The organism is Caproiciproducens sp. NJN-50 (assembly GCF_004103755.1).
GTDB lineage: Bacteria > Bacillota > Clostridia > Oscillospirales > Acutalibacteraceae > Caproicibacter.
In genome coordinates, this window is sequence record NZ_CP035283.1 from 3,233,244 (window position 1) to 3,249,547 (window position 16,304).

Consider the following 16,304-nt stretch of genomic DNA (forward strand, 5'->3'; position numbering starts at 1 on the left):
GCCGTCGGATTGTTGCATCCGGCGGCACTTCATTGATTGAAATATACGTCGGGAGCTTCCAATCTCCGTCCCGCCAGTCTCAGCCAGCCTTTTACTGTTTTGTAAACGGCGGGCCGTCCCGACCGGATGGTCCGGGCCGAAGGATGCAGCGTCACGCTGCCTTAATCTTCAAACCTGCCGCAGCACTTTTTGTATTTCTTGCCGCTGCCGCACGGGCACGGATCGTTGCGCCCCGGCTTTTTGCCTTTGCGGACCGGCATGTGGGACTGGTCGCCCGCATCCCCCCCGGCCGTGCCGGTCGGCTTCGCGACCTGCTCGCGCTTCGGCTCCTCCTGCGTGCGGATCTGCACCGTCAGCATCATGCGGGCGGTATCCTCGCGGATCGTGGCGATCATGGCGTCGAACATGTCGAAGCCCTCGATGCGGTATTCGACCACCGGGTCCTTCTGGCCGTAGGCGCGCAGGCGGATGCCCTTTTGAAGCTCCTCCATCGCGTCGATGTGGTCCATCCACTGGGTGTCCACGTTCTTGAGCAGAACGACGCGCTCCAGCTCGCGCATGATGTTGCCGCCGAACTGCTGCTCGCGCTTTTCATAGATTTCATGCGCTTTTTCGCTCAGGTCGCGCGCCACATCCGCCGACTCAAGCCGCACTTTTTCCTCGTCGGTGTAATTGAGGTCCCCCGGCCCGATCAGCCAGCCCATATAGCGGTCGCGCAGGCCGTTCAGGTTGATGTTCTCCGGCTCCGCGTCCTTCGGCATGAAGGTGTTCACCTGGTCCTCGATCGCCTGGTCGATCATCTTCAGGATCTGCTCCTTCAGGTTTTCTCCGTTCAGGACCTGGTCGCGCTGGCTGTAGATGATCTCGCGCTGGCGGTTCATGACGTCGTCGAACTGAAGGACGTTCTTGCGGATGCCGAAGTTCCTGCCCTCGATCTTGCGCTGGGCGCTCTCGATCGTGTTCGTCAGCATCTTGTTTTCGATCGGCGTGTCCTCGTCGACCTTGAGGCGCTCCATCAGGGAGTTGATGCGGTCCCCGCCGAACAGGCGCATCAAATCGTCCTCCAGGGAGATGTAGAACCGGCTCATGCCGGGGTCCCCCTGGCGGCCGGAACGCCCGCGCAACTGGTTGTCGATGCGGCGGGACTCGTGCCGCTCCGTGCCGATGATGTACAGCCCGCCGGCATTCTTTACTTCCTCGGCCTCTTCCTTCGTCTGCTCCTTATATTTTTCGGAAAGCTGCCGGAACTGCTCGCGCGCGTCCAGGACCTCCTGGTCGTCGGTCTCCGAGTGCGCGTCCGCCTCGCTGATCAGTTCCTCCGTAACGCCCTGCTTGCGCATTTCCGCCTTGGCCATATACTCCGGGTTGCCGCCGAGAACGATATCGGTTCCGCGTCCGGCCATGTTCGTCGCGATGGTCACGACGTCCTTCCGCCCGGCCTGCGCGACGATCTCCGCTTCCTTGTCGTGGAACTTGGCGTTCAGTACCTCGTGCTTGATGCCGGTCTTGTGGAGCAGCTTGCTCAGCTCCTCCGACTTCTCAATCGAGATCGTGCCGACCAGCACCGGCTGCCCGGTCTTGTGGTGCTCGACGATGTCCTCGATCACCGCGTTGAATTTCGCCTTTTCCGTTTTATAGACCACATCCGGCAGGTCCTTGCGGACCATCGGCTTGTTGGTCGGAATCTCGACCACGTCGAGCTTGTAGATTTCGCTGAACTCGTCCTGCTCCGTCATGGCGGTGCCCGTCATGCCGGAGAGCTTATTGTACATGCGGAAGTAGTTCTGGAACGTGATGGTCGCGAGGGTCTTGCTTTCGTGCGCGACCTTCACGCCCTCCTTGGCTTCGATGGCCTGGTGCAGCCCTTCGTTGTAGCGGCGGCCGTACATCAGCCGGCCGGTGAACTCGTCGACGATGATGACTTCCCCGCCCTTGACGACATAGTCGATGTCCTTCTGCATCACGCCGCGCGCCTTGACCGCCTGATTGACGTAATGCTGGATGGAGATGTTGTCCGCGTCGGTCAGGTTGTCGATTTTGAAAAATTCCTCCGCCTTTTTCACGCCGGACTGGGTCAGCGTGGCGGTTTTGGCCTTTTCGTCCACAATGTAGTCCGCGTCCTGGTACAGCTCGTCGTTGTCCTCTTTCTCGTTCAGCTCCGCGACCTTGACGCAGCGGAGGCTCTTGGCGAAATGGTCCGCCACGTTGTACATCTCGGTGGACTTGTCCCCCTGCCCGGAAATGATCAGCGGCGTGCGGGCCTCGTCGATCAGGATGGAGTCCACCTCGTCGACGATGGCGTAGCTGTGCCCGCGCTGCACTTTCTCCTGTTTGTAAATCACCATGTTGTCGCGCAGGTAGTCGAATCCGAACTCGTTGTTCGTTCCATAGGTGATGTCCGCGTTGTAGGCCTTCTTGCGCGTCTCGTTGTCCAGATCGTGCACGATCAGGCCGACGGAAAGGCCGAGGAACCGGTAGATTTTCCCCATCCACTCGGAGTCGCGGCGGGCCAGGTAGTCGTTGACCGTAACGATGTGGACCCCGCTGCCGGAAAGGGCGTTCAGGTAGGCCGCCAGAGTCGCCACCAGGGTTTTCCCTTCGCCGGTCTTCATCTCCGCGATGCGGCCCTGGTGCAGCACGATGCCGCCGAGGATCTGCACGGGAAAATGGCGCATTCCCAGCACGCGGTCCGCGGCTTCCCGGCAGACAGCGAAAGCGTCGGGCAGGATATCTTCCAGCGTTTCCCCCGCGGAAAGGCGCTCCTTGAGCACCGGGGTCTGCGCTTTCAGCTCCTCGTCGGACATCGCCCTGTATTTTTCTTCAAGATCCAGCACCGCGTTGCACTGGGGCTGAATCCTCTTCAGTTCCCGTTTGGAATAGTTGCCGAAAAATACGTTTAAAACATTCTTCATCCAATTCACCTCAAAAATAGGACTGCCGCAAAGCCGGACCCGGCTGATTTTTGTTATTCTTGTTCATTATATCATAGCGCCTGCAAAAAGGGAAGCGGTTTATGCCGGCGCCTCCGGGGCGGGAAGCTCAAAAAAAACCGGGCATTCGCCCGGCGCCTGTTTGGCCCAAACAGCATTTCAGCCATCCTGCGGCCCTGGGGAAACGGAATCCTTTCCTGTTTTTGCCGGTTCTCCCCCGCGTTTTTTCTTCAACTCGATTTTTTTGCGTATTTTTCCGACAATCAGGATGAGAATCGGCAGAAACACCTGAAACGGCAGCACGCAGTATGGATTTAATTTTAAAAAAGCCAGCATTTCTGCGGTATTGTTGTGCGCCAGAATGGACATTGTCAGAAGCAGCAGGGCAAGCGGCGCAACCAGCGGCTCGTAGTCCTGAAAGCCGAACATCCTGGCGACCCCTTCGCAGGAGGAGAACAAAGAGATGCCGACCTTGAAAAAGCCCGCGAGCAAAAGGTTGAATCCGATCAGGACTTCGACGCGCGTGAAGAACTCACCGATCTTTATGATGCTGACGCACTCGTAGGACGGGAACAGAGAGATTGACGCGTAATAGCCCAGGACCAGGCTATTCCGTATCACTGCGGGAAACAGAAAAAGGAAACCCTCGTAGACCCCCTTCATCATCGTCGGAAAAATCGGAGCTTTGCGGTTCATCGCCCCAAACATGGGGAGGCAGAGCACAAGCTCCCCGTACGGCAGCGTAAACGAGAACAGGATCCCTCTCAGAAAATCGGGCGGATCGGTATGAAGGATCGGTTTCAGGTTGCCCACATCCATGTTTTTATAAGAGAGGATCAGCGTTGTAAAGATGGTGAAATACAAAAACGGCAGCAGGAATCTGCTGACCCTGGCCAACACGTAAAGCCGGTTGCTCAGCATATAAACCACCGCGGCCAAAATGCAGACCATGATGCTGATGATCGGCGTCTCTGTCATATTGACAATATGGACAAACTCGGAAAAGGTCCGGAGCACCAGCGCGCCCAGGTAGAGCGCATAAACGGCATAAAGCGCGCAGACGGCAAGGCCGACGGGCCTGCCCATCGCACGGAGGATATTGACAAAAAAATTCTGTCCGGGGTAGAGCTTCAGAATTTCAGCGTAGACCCACGCGAACGGGATAATCAAGACCACCGCAATCAGGATTGTGATCCACGTGTCCTGCTTTGCGCTGTTCGTGCCGCTGGAAATCACCGAGCTCCCGATCAGGAACATTGCTATGGTGCTCTGCATCTGTCTGGCGGAAATATCCGATCTGTTCAAGGCAGGGCCCTCCTTTCGCAATTCTTTTCCGCTCCGGCCGGGAGGATCTTAGGTTTTCCGAGGCGCCGCGGCAGCGGGCTCCACCCCCTGTTTCGCCGGCTTTTTGAACTTTCTGCGGATTTTCCCGACAATCAGGACAAGGATTGGAAGAAGCACCTGAAACGGCATGGAATAAATCGGAAGATCCTCTATCCACCTGTACATCTCGACCGTATCCTTGCTGACCAGCACGGAAGCGGTCAGGATCAGAAGGCTGACCGGCGCCACCAGCGGCCCGTAATCTTTGTATCCGAACACTTTGGCCAGGCCCTCGCAGCTTGTAAACAGCAGGACGCCGGATTTGACAAAACCCGCCAGCAGAAGGTTGATCCCGATCAGGACCTCGATGCGTGTAAAAAAATCGCCCAGCTGTATCACGCTGACTGCCTCGTATGACGGGAAATTGTAGGTGCTCGCGGCATAGCCGAGCACCAGCGTGTTTCGCAGGTATGCGGTAAACAAAATGATAAAGGCGAAAAGGATTCCCTTTAAAAAGACGTGGAAAGTATTGGCCTTCCTGTCCAGCACGCCGAACATGGGAGCGCAGAGAACAATTTCACTGTATGGAATGGTGAAAGAGGTCACGATGCCGCTCAGCAGATCCGCCGGCCTGCTGTGAAGGACCGGCTTCAGATTGTTCAGATCCATGGCGCGATAGGAGAGCAGAAGCGTGATCGCGACGGACACAAATATATACGGAAGCACAAACTTGCTGACCCGCGCCAGCACGTAGAGGCGGCTGTTCAGGATATAGACAAGGACCGTCGTGATGCTGGCCAAAATGAAGATGACTGGCGTTTCCGTCATGTTGATGATGTGAACAAATTCGGAAAAAAGGCGCAGGACGATCGCGCCTATATTCAAAGCGTTCATGATCAGCAGCACGCAGACGGCCAGACCGGCCGGCCGGCCCAACGCGAGGAATATATTCTGAAAGTAGTCCTGTCCGGGGTAAAGCTGCAAGATCCGGGAATGGACCCAGGCCAGCGGGATGATCAGGATGATCGCCGCCAGCATGCAGAACCACGTGTCCTGTTGCGCGCGGGTAGAGCCGCCGGAGACGAGCGAACTGCCAACCAGATAGAGCGCCACGGTCGCCTCCATCTGCTTTGCGGAAATATCGGTCTTATTCATGGAGTAACCCTCATTTAATATAATTGGAGAACAGCCCGGTCAGGACCGAGGAGATGCTGGCCATCTGAACCCCGGACGCAATCAGGATATTCAGCGCCAGCACGGCGGCAAGAACGGGAATCTGGACCCAATAATACTGGAATTCCTTCCGCTTCCATGTTCCGCGCAGGCTTATCCATGCCAGAACGAGATAGAGCGGGAAAAAGATCATAAAATAGGCCATTTCAGATCCCGTCCTTTGTCATATTCAGAGCTGTATTTTCAATCTTGACCTCGGCGGTGACTTTCACTTTCAGCGTTTTGAAAATGTCGTCCCACTTGGAGCTGATCTTCTCCCATTCATTCGGCTGATTCTGATAAATGGTGTTCCCAAAGCCGAAGATGTCGCTGTTAAAGCTCCGCTGCACATCCTTGACTACGCGGGCGGTTTCATATTGAATGGTCTGGTCGGCGTAATTTTCCACCTTGCTGATGCCAAGCTGGGCCAGCAGGTCTTTCTCGCTGTCCTGTTCTCCGAAAGCGGTTCTCATCTTGATATCGATATTGACCGTCACCGACTCTCCCGAAACAACCGGTTTCACCTTTGTCTCGCTCTCGAGGATTTCCAGGGTGAACTGCGTGGAACCCGGCGTCGGTCCGGTCTGGATCAGGCCTCCCTTGAGGTTTCCCCTGACCAGGGCAACGTATTTCACCGGCTCGGCGGCGAGCCAGCCGGTCATCCGGTCCCCCTTGAACACGGCGCCCCCGGCAAGCTGGACCGTCTCTTCGTCCTCCGACTTTTTCTTTTCTATGGCGGGCAGGACCAGCGAGATTCCTTCGGCATTCAGCGTATCCGTCATCTGATAGAGCTGAACACCGGCAGAGCTGCCGTAATAACTCGCGCTTTCGGCCAGGGTGTTGTCGATTTGGTAAGAAAGGAGCTCTCCCGTCTGCGGCTTGACGCGCAGGATCTCTCCCGCCGTTTTTTCCTTGGAAACCAGCACGTCCATGGTAAGCCTGGGCTCCGCGTCCCTTTGGATCCAGTCGGTCACGGACTTGAGCCCTTCTTTGGCGATGTCGCTGCTCAGAATAACGATGTGGCAGTGATTGAAATACAGCTTTTTATCCGATTCGCGCAGGGTGCTGCGGACCGCTTCAAAAATCGTGTTTCCGTCCTCCTCGATTAAAAGCGGTTCTATCTGGGCCCCCTGACCCCCGCCGGTCATCTTCATGCACTCAAAGGTCACATGATACTGATACCCGTTTTGACCTTTGTCGATCGCCATTCCGGCGACAACGGAGTAAGTCTCCAGCTCGTGATAATTCCAGCATCCGGAAAAGAGGATCAGAATCAGGGCGGATTCCAGCAGGATCAAAGACAGCCTGATCGCTTTCTTCATTGGGGTTTCTCGCCTCCGCCGGACTGTCTGACTTTGTTGCCGGACAGGAATTTTGGTCTTTTGATCATCGTCCACCAAGGCGCCCTCACATAAACATCCTTATAGTTCTGCATTCCCTTGGCATAAACGTCCGGCATGATCGGGACGCCGAATGAGGTCATGGCAAAGAGTCCCGTCAGCAATACCAGAAGTCCGAGCAGCAGACCGTAAAGGCCCAGAAAACAGGCGCATGCCAGCAGGAAAAAGCGATGTATGATTACATACCCTTTCAGCCGTGAGATCATCAATCCGCAGATTCCCGTCAGAGCCACGACAATGACGACGGGCGCGCTGACGATCTTCGCGTCGACCGCCGCCTGCCCGATAACCAGGGCACCGACAATGCTGAGCGTCTGGCCCATAATGCCGGGCATGCGCGCGCCGGATTCGCGCAGCATCTCAAAGACCACCAGCATTAAAATCACTTCCAGCGCCGTGGGGAACGGCACGCTCTGCCGCGAGGTGAAAATGCTCATCAGGAGCGGCGTAGGCAGCATTTCCTGGTGAAATGTAACCATCGCGACATAATCCGCCGGCAGGCACACGGAAAGAATAAAAGCCAAAACCCGCAGAATCCGGTCAATGGAGGCAAAGATATAATTTACATAGTAATCCTCATCGGCCTGGAAATGTTCGATAAACAGATACGGCACTGTCAGAACCACCGGCGTGCCGTCCAGAAACAGCGCGACGCGGCCCTCCAGCAGCTTGGAAGCGACAATATCCGGGCGCTCCGTGCTGCCTACGGTTTTCACCGCCGAGTAAGATGCGTCCTTGATGATTTCCGTAATGTAATTGGTGTCCAGCGTCCCGTCGATATCGATTTTTTCCAGGCGCCGTTCCAGTTCCGTCAGGACGCTGCGGTTCACGACGCTGTCCAGGTAGCAGATGCAAGCCTTTGTTTTCGTTCTCCTTCCAAACGTCATGAATTTGAACTTCAGGTCCTGCGTCCTGATCTTCCGCCTCAGCATGGAAAGGTTGGTCAGGATCGACTCGTTGAATCCCTCCCGCGGGCCGCGGATGACGCGCTCGCTTTCCGGCTCCGCGATGGACCGTATCACGAAGCCCTTCGTGTTGAGGATCAGCGCCTGGGGGCAGCCCTCTGCAAGCAGGACCGTGTCGCCGTACACGATCGCCTGAATCAGTTCCTCCACCGCGTCCGTCTTTTTCACGTCGTTCGAGAACAAGGCCTGCAGCCGGACGGTGTCGATGAGGGAGGCTCCCTCGTCCGGTTGAAAAACAAATTCGAGCAGCGGGTGAATGACGTCCTGATTGATCAGCCGGCCGTTCACCATGCCGTCCGCGTAAACGAGGCAGAACCGTATCGTCTGTTCGCCTCTGTCATTTTCCAATTCTCTGAAAACCAGCGTGTCATCGCCGGTAAACAGGTCGCGGAGATAGCGGATATTCTGCTCAAGCTGGTCCGCCGGGAGCTTGGCCCCCGCAAAGCTGTCAGAGGTGCTCATTTTCATTTTCCTTTCCGCCGGGCCGGTATGCCCGGTAAAATTTGCCGACTCGCATATCGTTCCCGCTGAAAATTAGAATATTCGCCCCACCCGCAAATCGGCTTTTCAGTCAGTAAAAATCTTGACCGCACGGGACCATCAGGGGGGAAGGGCCCTTGCGGCGGGCGCACGGCTTTCGGCGGAGCGCATGGAAAAGCCGCACTTGAAACGGGCTCCGCAATGGAGTATGATGGACAAAACGGGCGCGGCCTGTTGCCCGCCGGGCCCGGAAGAAGCCGCGCGGAAACCGTGACAGGCCTACGGCGGTATCTGACCGAAAAAGGAGAAACTTAAAGATGAATATTCTGATTACCGGCGGCGCCGGATACATCGGCTCGCACACCTGCGTCGAACTGCTCCAAAGCGGCTTCGACATCGTCGTGATGGACAATTACAGCAACGCCTCCCCGGACGTGATCGGAAAAATCGAGGCGCTGACCGGAAAAAAATTCCCCGCCTACGAGTGCGACATGCTCGACGAGGAAGGCTTCGAGAAGATCTTTCAGGAAAACGACATCGACGCGGTCATCCACTTCGCGGGCCTCAAGGCCGTCGGGGAATCGGTGGCGAAGCCTCTGGAGTACTACCGCAACAACCTGACCGGCACCCTGAACCTGTTCCGGCTGATGCGGCGGCACGGCGTCAAAAAATTCGTGTTTAGCTCCTCCGCCACGGTCTACGGCATGAACAATCAGGCTCCGTTTACGGAGGAGATGCCCCTCTCCGCGACAAACCCTTACGGCTGGACAAAATACATGATCGAGCAGATCACGCGCGACGCCTGTCGCGCCGACCCGGACATGAAATCCGCCCTGCTGCGCTATTTCAACCCGATCGGCGCGCATCCGAGCGGGCTGATCGGAGAAAACCCGAACGGAATTCCGAACAACCTGATGCCCTACATCATGAAGGTCGCCGTCGGCAAGCTGCCGAAGCTCCATGTCTACGGCAGCGACTACCCCACTCCGGACGGCACCGGCGTGCGCGACTACATCCATGTCTGCGACCTGGCAGCGGGCCATGCAAAAGCCCTGCAAGCGCTCAATTCGATCTCCGGCGCGCGCGCGTTCAACCTCGGCACCGGAAAGGGCAGCTCCGTCCTCGATGTGGTGCACGCCTTCGAGGAAGCGAGCGGCGTGAAGATTCCGTACCAGATCGACCCGCGCCGTGCGGGCGATATCGCGACCTGCTACGCCGACCCCTCCCGCGCGAAAGAGGAGCTGCACTGGGAAGCAAAATTCACGCTTTCCGACATGTGCCGCGACAGCTGGAACTTCATCCGGAAAAATTCGTAACGCCGAAAAGACGCAGGAAAGCATTTCCCTGCGTCTTTTATTTTCCTTCCGGGCAAACTCCGGGGATTTGACAAAAGCTGGAAACCGCCGTATGATATTTCCAGCTTGCTTTGCAGAGGAGTGGCCGAATGAATCCGCTGAAAAATCGATCGGCTTTTATCGGGCGGAAAAAACTGTTCCTGGCCGTCTCCCTGTTTGCCGTCCTCTTTTTCGCCGTTGGCGCGGGCCTTGGAACCTGGCTGGGACAACCCGGCTCCGGCCTTTCCTCTCGACTGGAGCGCCGCTTCGGCTCCGGGAACGTCACCGGCGTATCCTGTGAACAAACCGGTCCCGAGCTTCACATCACGGCCGATCTGACTTTTATTCCTGAAGAAACCGGGAATTTTCTGGAGCGCTCCCAGTTCTACCAATCAGCCTGTCTTGCGGCAAGAGGCGAACTGCTGTCCGACACCGCCTTTGATCATGTCCGCACCATGAGGCTGACCTTCCGCTATGGCGGCAAAACGACGGCTACCATCCTCAGCGACCGGTATCACGCGGGAGACGTTGAACCGTTTTGCATGTTCCGCTCCGAAAAACCCGGAGCAAACTTTTCCATGGTGCTGGACTAGCTTTCCATTTTTTAACCGCCGTCCTGTCCCCTATTCGGAAAACATCCTGCGGACAGGGCACCATTCATTAAAAAAGGAAGCATTTAAATGGACGAATCAACTCTCACCCCCGAACAGAAGCAGGAAGAAAAAATCATCCGAAGCTTTTTTTCTTCCACGGCCCCGCTCAAGCTGAAAACGCTGCCGTCCAAGCAGCAAAAGCTGCAGGTCGTCCTGAAAAGGGTCGCGGAGGCGTTCGAGTCGGGAAAAACCTATTCCGAGCAGGAGGTCAAAGAACTGCTCGCCGGCATCTACGCGGATCACGCGACGCTGAGACGGTCCCTGATCGATTTCGGTTACTTAAAACGCACCAGCAACGGGGCCTCCTACTGGCGGGAAGCCGCCGAATGACAAAGAGGCCGGAACCCTTCTTCAGGGTTCCGGCCTCTTCCGTTTGGACACAGCGTCCGCGCGCTTTACGGCTCTTTCGTCAGGATTGTTCCGCCGCCCAGCACCGTGTTCCCGTCGTAAAAGGCGGCGGCCTGTCCCGGCCACGACACAGTCGAATCCAAGGCGCTCCGCGCGGTCCAGCCCCGCGCCGAACCTGATGGCCGGGGTTGCACAGCACGCAGGGATTCGGGGTCCGGCCGGCCGCACACGAAGCGTGACGCCCACGACCTCTACCCCGCTTTTGGCAAAAGCAGGGCGGCGGTTGAACTGTCCACGCCGCCGCTCATTCCCAGCATGACTTTTCCCCTCATTCAGATCACCGGATCGTCGTCGGCCACTTCGCCCGTGCCGTCCGGTTCCTCCTCCGCGGCGCTGAACGAGCGGAAAAAATCTTCACCCTCATCGGAAGCGCTTTCGGCGCAGCCGCTCTCTTCACAGCCGTCTTCCTCTTCCTGATCCGCGCCGGCCGGAACCATCATTTCGTCCAGCTTGGCAAACGCGCGCTTCAGCCTGCGGTCCGCGTTGTCCACGGCGGCACAGAGAGGCTCGGTGCGCTCGTCGGAAGCGTCGCGCATGTTTTCATAATAATATCTGCCCAGCTCGATATAGGAGCGGGCCTCGATTTCTTTCTCGTTGCGAATCACAATTTTCAGCCGGTTGATCATGGCGGCCCTGCGGTTTTTATCCACGACGTAATTGACCGCCTTTGTCACGGAACCAGCGACATTTTTAAAAAGTTCCATTTCGGATCCCTCCTGCCGCGAACGCGGTTTTCATGAATTTGTTCCTATTATACCTCAAAAAGCGTTCCTGCAACAGTATTATTTCATCTATTCCTTTTTTTATGTCAGTGTGATATAATAGGGAAACACGCAGAGAATAAGGAGATAGCGGGAATGTCGACGCAAATGACTGAGGAAATCAGCTGCCCACAGTGCGGCGCGGCCGTGAAAACAGAGCTGTGGCCGGGGGTCGATGCCGCCCGGAATCCGGAGCTGAAGGCGCGTGTGCTGAATGAAACCATGTTTGACTGGCGCTGCCCAGAATGCGGTTACGCAGCCCGGTTTTTATATCCATTTCTGTATCATGACCCGGACCGGAACTTCATGGTGTACCTTTCGCCGAACGGCGGCGGCTGCGGCGAAATCGATCTTAAAACGGAGTTTCCCCAGCTGACCGGCGTCGCCAAACGCCTGGTCACCACGCCGGAAACCCTGAAGGAAAAGGTCCTGATCTTTGAAGCCGGGCTGGACGACAGGGCGGTGGAACTGGTCAAATTCGCCCTCTCCGGCGTTCTGAACCAAAAGCACGGAAAGAAGACGGCGGCGGGCTATTTCTGCTATGCCGACGAACGCGGAAATGAGATCGGTTTTTCTTTTCTGCTGGAGGGCGAGGCCGAGCCCGTGCGCAGGCACACGCGGATGGAAGCGTACCGCAAGTCGCTGGAAATCGTGGAAAGCGCCGGTCCCGACCGGATGGACGGCTTCTTCCCGGTGGACAGCATGACGGCGCAGAAGATACTGGACGGCTACCGCGAAAGTGAAAGCTGCTGACAGAATGGGGCAAAAGAGGAAACTATGTGCGGACTGTGCGGATTTACAGGTGAAGTAATCGACCGCGACGCGGTCATTAAGAATATGACGGATGTCATCACACACCGGGGGCCGGACTCCCGCGGAGTTTATACCGACTCCGATATCGCGATGGGGTTCCGGCGGCTGAGCATCATCGATTTGAAACAGGGCGACCAGCCGATTTACAACGAGGACGGCACGCTGGTTGTGATGTTTAACGGCGAGATCTACAATTATCAGCAGCTGCGGGAAATTCTCGCGGCAAAGGGACACCGTTTCGCGACCAACACCGACACCGAGGTGCTGGTCCACGGATTCGAAGAATGGCAGGAGGACCTGCTGGGCAAGCTGCGCGGCATGTTCGCGTTCGCCGTCTGGAACAAAACGGACAAAAGCCTGTTCCTGGCGCGCGATTTTTTCGGAATCAAACCGATGCACTATACGCAGGTGGGCGGCAGCTTCGTCTACGGCTCCGAAATCAAAAGCATTCTGGAGTTCCCCGGCTTTGAAAAGAAGCTGAATCTGAATGCGCTGAACAACTATATTTCCTTCGAGTACCCGGTCCCTCCGGAAACCTTCTTTGAGGGCGTTTCCTGCCTGATGCCGGCCCACTACCTGTGGTACCGGAACGGCGAGGTGGAGATCAAGCGCTACTGGGAGCCGAAGTTTGAACCGGACGAAACGATGACGGAGGAAGAAGCCGTCGACGAGATCGACCAGGTCTTCGAGGACTCCGTCGCGGCGCACCGCATCAGCGACGTGGAAGTCGGCTGCTTTTTATCCAGCGGCGTAGATTCCAGCTATGTCGCCACTTATTTCACCGGGCAGAAGACCTTTACGGTCGGGTTCGGCGAGGACGAAAAGTACAACGAGATCAGCTACGCAAAAGAGCTTTCCGAAAAGATCGGCGTCGAGCATCACTACAAGACGATCTCACCGGACGAATACTGGGGAAACATCCGCAAGGTGATGTACCACATGGACCAGCCGCTTGCGGACGCCTCCTGCATCGCCCTTTATTTTGTCTCGAAAATCGCGAGTGAATACGTCAAGGTCGTGCTTTCCGGAGAAGGCTCGGACGAGCTGTTCGGCGGCTACAATATCTACCATGAACCGGACGACATGGCGGCCTACCGCCGTCTGCCGCTGGGACTTCGCAGGGCTCTCGCCTCCCTTGCAAGGAAACTTCCGTTTTCGTTCAAGGGCAAGAACTTTCTCATCCGCGGCTCCAAAACCATCGAGGAAACCTTTATCGGCAACAACAGCCTCTTCACCATGGCGGAAAAGCGGGCTCTTCTGAAAGAGGGCGTTCCGGCGACCCGGCCGCAGAAGCTGACGCGCCCCTGGTACGACCGCGTGCGGGATCAGGACGACGTGACGAAAATGCAGTATCTGGACATCAACGTCTGGATGGTCGGGGACATCCTCCTGAAAGCCGACCGAATGAGCATGGCGAATTCCCTCGAGCTGCGCGTCCCGTTCCTGGACCGCAAGGTTTTCGCCGTCGCCTCGCGCATTCCGCGCAGGTTGAAAGTAAATCCGCAGAACACCAAATACGCGCTGCGCAAGGCGGCGATGCGGCATCTGCCGGAGGCGACGGCCCAAAAGAAAAAGCTGGGCTTCCCCGTTCCGATCCGCGTCTGGCTGCGCGAGGAAAAATACAGCGCGATCGTCCGCCAGGCGTTCACCTCCGAAACCGCGGAACAGTTTTTCAACACCGATTTTCTCACCTCCCTGTTGGAGAACCACGTGCAGGGCAAATGCGACAACAGCCGCAAGATCTGGACGGTATTCATGTTTCTTGTCTGGTACGACATCTATTTCAACGGCGCTTCCCACGAGCCGGGCGACCTGCCGATCATAAAATAGCATGAAGCGGAACGATACGTCGAAAATGATGGCTGTCAAGAGCCATCATTTTTCTTTCGAATCGCCTGCGGTTTTTTCAATCCGGACAATGGAATTTTGTTCCTCCCTGTACTGGGCTTCCCCTTCCTGCTGAGCTTGGATAAGGAACTCAACCGCGTCCGCGACTTTTGCCGCAAGCTGAAAGTACATTGTCTTATAATCCGCCACAATGATTCACTCCTATTAAAATCCGTTTATTTCCTCCACGATGCCACAATCAGTGATATATCACTAACAAATATTTAAAAAATTTCTTATTCTATTGATGAGGATTCGTGATATAACACTGGAGGAATGGATCATCAACATCAGACAGGCCGTCGCGGAACGGATCATTGAGCTGTGCCGGCAGCAGGGCATCACGCCGAACGCTTTGAGCTACCGTGCCGCAGTCCACCGTCAAGAGCATCTTGAACGGGGAAAGCCAGAATCCGGACATTGTGACGATCAAGAAACTGTGCGACGGACTGGAAATTTCTTTGGCGGATTTCTTCGACGCAGCTGTCTTTCAGGCTTTGGAACAGGAAATCGAATCAAAACCACGCGTTGAACGCGTGGTATGCACAAGCCCTGAAAGGGCATAGTACTGGCGCGCGTCTCAAGACGCACTGAAATAGGTTACCAACCGCATTACTTTTACAGGCCGCCGCTAAAGCGGCCTTCTTTTATGCCTTTGATTCCTTGCTACCCGTAAACGGGTCAATATACTCTTTGAAACTTATTTGATCTGAGGCAATATCTTCCTGCAATTGATTTTTGATATATTCTTCAATTGCTTTCTTGTTACGACCCACTGTGTCTACAAAATAGCCACGGCACCAAAAATGTCGCGTTCCATACTTATACTTCAAATTTGCATGCCTATCGAATATCATCAGGCTGTTCTTTCCTTTGAGATAGCCCATGAATTGTGCCACACTGAGATTCGGCGGAATGCTTACCGGCATGTGAATGTGGTCTGGACACGCCTCAGCTTCGAGGATTTCCACTCCCTTCTGCTCACACAGCTTCCTTAAAATCTTGCCTATATCTGCTTTTATCTGCCCATATATTTCTCTTCTGCGATATTTTGGAGCAAATACAATATGATACTGGCATCTCCACTTTGAATGTGATAAACTTTGTATGTCTTTCATGACAAAATCTCCTTTTGTTGGTAATGCGGTTGGCAAACCTGCATCTATTCTAACAAAAGGAGATTTTCTTGTATCTAAAGATTCTTATCCCACCAGCAAAGCTGGTGGTTCTTTGCGCTGAAGCTGCAATAGCAAAAAGGAAGGGCCGCGGTTCTGCGGCCCTTCCTTTTATACGGTCCCGTATTTTAAAATTTATTGAAACAATCCGCATCTTTTAACTCTTAAAGCCCTTGAACCATTTCGTAACTTTATCCGTATTGGCCTTGTTTTCATCCTTCGCGACGGTATCCTGATAGATCATCAGGTATTTTCCGCTGTCCGATAAAACCGCGCCCACCTGCTGCCCCATCAAAGAGAACTTTCCGTTCGACTTAACGCCGTCCAGCACCTGTTTCGCGGTGTCGTTGAGGCTGTCCGGATCGTACTCATAAAATTCCGCCGTGACATTGTTTTTTCCATTAAAGGAAAACTGGTACCTCACCCCGCTTTTCGCGCCGATGACATCCGCGCGCATTTTAGTCGGCTCACCGGAAACCGCGCCGTTGCCTGTCAGATATTTTTGAAGGCCCTGCAAATTATCCTCCACGCTGTCCTGTGAAACGGCGGGCGCCGAACTGGAGGGAACCGCCTCGGAAGAGGTTGCCGACGACTGGGAGGACACGCCGCCCACATCGCCTGCCCCGCAGGCTGTCGCCGTCATCAGCAAAGCGGCCGCGGCCGCGAGAATCCAAATCTTTTTCATTTTCCTATCCGCCTTTTCCTAACAAGGTAGCCCGTCCGGGTTAAAAGCTCCGGCGGGCCTGACTTTATTATTATCACTTTTTTTCTCTCTTTTGTCAACCGGTCGAAAAAAACCGTTGGATTTCCAAAAACAGGCGGCGCCCGCAAAATAAGAGGCTGTGCAAAATGATCATTTTGCAACAGCCTTTTTGGATATACAGACCTGCCGTATTGGAGAACCTGCAAATGCACCGCGCCGTTTTCGAACGTTTACGATTGCTCTGTATATACAGGCTTAGT

General features: G+C 55.4%; 18 protein-coding genes. 6 read left to right on the top strand and 12 right to left on the bottom strand.

What is annotated here, in order from left to right:
- Window positions 1-161: 161 nt before the first annotated feature.
- The 6 genes from secA to EQM14_RS15800 form a co-directional block, all read right to left on the bottom strand.
- On the bottom strand, window positions 162-2,912 hold the full coding sequence (gene secA, locus EQM14_RS15775) for a preprotein translocase subunit SecA (RefSeq protein WP_128744115.1): 2,751 nt from the start codon (window positions 2,910-2,912) through the stop codon (window positions 162-164).
- A 177-nt stretch (window positions 2,913-3,089) separates the two neighbouring features.
- A complete protein-coding gene (locus EQM14_RS15780) occupies window positions 3,090-4,235 on the bottom strand; it encodes a GerAB/ArcD/ProY family transporter (RefSeq protein ID WP_128744116.1) in 1,146 nt (381 codons plus the stop codon).
- Window positions 4,236-4,283: 48 nt separating this feature from the next.
- Window positions 4,284-5,408: a GerAB/ArcD/ProY family transporter gene (locus tag EQM14_RS15785; protein ID WP_128744117.1), complete on the bottom strand. Its 1,125-nt coding sequence runs from the start codon at window positions 5,406-5,408 to the stop codon at window positions 4,284-4,286.
- Between the two features lie 10 nt (window positions 5,409-5,418).
- A complete protein-coding gene (locus tag EQM14_RS15790; RefSeq protein WP_128744118.1) occupies window positions 5,419-5,631 on the bottom strand; it encodes a hypothetical protein in 213 nt (70 codons plus the stop codon).
- A 1-nt stretch (window position 5,632) separates the two neighbouring features.
- Window positions 5,633-6,787: a Ger(x)C family spore germination protein gene (locus EQM14_RS15795; RefSeq protein ID WP_128744119.1), complete on the bottom strand. Its 1,155-nt coding sequence runs from the start codon at window positions 6,785-6,787 to the stop codon at window positions 5,633-5,635.
- Window positions 6,784-8,292 (bottom strand): spore germination protein, encoded by a 1,509-nt coding sequence (locus tag EQM14_RS15800; RefSeq protein ID WP_128744120.1) that lies wholly within the window; start codon window positions 8,290-8,292, stop codon window positions 6,784-6,786. The genes EQM14_RS15795 and EQM14_RS15800 overlap by 4 nt, the downstream gene beginning before the upstream one ends.
- A gap of 335 nt (window positions 8,293-8,627) precedes the next feature.
- On the opposite strand from EQM14_RS15800, the gene galE reads away from it, so the two are divergent.
- From galE to EQM14_RS15815, 3 genes are all read left to right on the top strand, one after another.
- On the top strand, window positions 8,628-9,626 hold the full coding sequence (galE, locus tag EQM14_RS15805; RefSeq protein WP_128744121.1) for a UDP-glucose 4-epimerase GalE: 999 nt from the start codon (window positions 8,628-8,630) through the stop codon (window positions 9,624-9,626).
- Window positions 9,627-9,754: 128 nt separating this feature from the next.
- Window positions 9,755-10,237: a hypothetical protein gene (locus EQM14_RS15810; RefSeq protein ID WP_128744122.1), complete on the top strand. Its 483-nt coding sequence runs from the start codon at window positions 9,755-9,757 to the stop codon at window positions 10,235-10,237.
- 87 nt (window positions 10,238-10,324) lie between these two features.
- A complete protein-coding gene (locus EQM14_RS15815; RefSeq protein WP_128744123.1) occupies window positions 10,325-10,627 on the top strand; it encodes a DUF2087 domain-containing protein in 303 nt (100 codons plus the stop codon).
- 65 nt (window positions 10,628-10,692) lie between these two features.
- Here the strand turns inward: EQM14_RS15815 and EQM14_RS16905 are convergent, their stop codons facing one another.
- The 3 genes from EQM14_RS16905 to EQM14_RS15825 all read right to left on the bottom strand — a co-directional run bounded on the left by EQM14_RS16905 (window position 10,693) and on the right by EQM14_RS15825 (window position 11,409).
- Window positions 10,693-10,788: an aminomethyltransferase beta-barrel domain-containing protein gene (locus EQM14_RS16905; protein WP_330545982.1), complete on the bottom strand. Its 96-nt coding sequence runs from the start codon at window positions 10,786-10,788 to the stop codon at window positions 10,693-10,695.
- Between the two features lie 108 nt (window positions 10,789-10,896).
- The gene (locus EQM14_RS17055; RefSeq protein ID WP_442861497.1) at window positions 10,897-10,977 is read right to left on the bottom strand and encodes a hypothetical protein; all 81 of its coding nucleotides are present in this window, start codon (window positions 10,975-10,977) and stop codon (window positions 10,897-10,899) included.
- The gene (locus tag EQM14_RS15825) at window positions 10,978-11,409 is read right to left on the bottom strand and encodes a hypothetical protein (protein ID WP_128744124.1); all 432 of its coding nucleotides are present in this window, start codon (window positions 11,407-11,409) and stop codon (window positions 10,978-10,980) included.
- A 153-nt stretch (window positions 11,410-11,562) separates the two neighbouring features.
- Between EQM14_RS15825 and EQM14_RS15830 the strand changes: the two genes are divergently transcribed.
- Together EQM14_RS15830 and asnB are read left to right on the top strand one after the other, a co-directional pair.
- Window positions 11,563-12,219 (top strand): CpXC domain-containing protein, encoded by a 657-nt coding sequence (locus tag EQM14_RS15830; RefSeq protein ID WP_128744125.1) that lies wholly within the window; start codon window positions 11,563-11,565, stop codon window positions 12,217-12,219.
- 24 nt (window positions 12,220-12,243) lie between these two features.
- On the top strand, window positions 12,244-14,109 hold the full coding sequence (gene asnB / locus EQM14_RS15835) for an asparagine synthase (glutamine-hydrolyzing) (RefSeq protein WP_128744126.1): 1,866 nt from the start codon (window positions 12,244-12,246) through the stop codon (window positions 14,107-14,109).
- A 45-nt stretch (window positions 14,110-14,154) separates the two neighbouring features.
- Here the strand turns inward: asnB and EQM14_RS16480 are convergent, their stop codons facing one another.
- Window positions 14,155-14,316: a hypothetical protein gene (locus EQM14_RS16480; protein ID WP_164919117.1), complete on the bottom strand. Its 162-nt coding sequence runs from the start codon at window positions 14,314-14,316 to the stop codon at window positions 14,155-14,157.
- 215 nt (window positions 14,317-14,531) lie between these two features.
- Between EQM14_RS16480 and EQM14_RS16910 the strand changes: the two genes are divergently transcribed.
- On the top strand, window positions 14,532-14,732 hold the full coding sequence (locus EQM14_RS16910) for a helix-turn-helix domain-containing protein (RefSeq protein ID WP_326974910.1): 201 nt from the start codon (window positions 14,532-14,534) through the stop codon (window positions 14,730-14,732).
- A gap of 81 nt (window positions 14,733-14,813) precedes the next feature.
- Here the strand turns inward: EQM14_RS16910 and tnpA are convergent, their stop codons facing one another.
- Window positions 14,814-15,284 carry an IS200/IS605 family transposase gene (tnpA, locus tag EQM14_RS15845; protein ID WP_128742696.1) on the bottom strand — a complete coding sequence of 157 codons (471 nt, stop codon included), beginning with the start codon at window positions 15,282-15,284 and terminating at the stop codon, window positions 14,814-14,816.
- A gap of 214 nt (window positions 15,285-15,498) precedes the next feature.
- Window positions 15,499-16,026 carry a hypothetical protein gene (locus EQM14_RS15850; RefSeq protein WP_128744127.1) on the bottom strand — a complete coding sequence of 176 codons (528 nt, stop codon included), beginning with the start codon at window positions 16,024-16,026 and terminating at the stop codon, window positions 15,499-15,501.
- Window positions 16,027-16,304 lie beyond the last annotated feature (278 nt).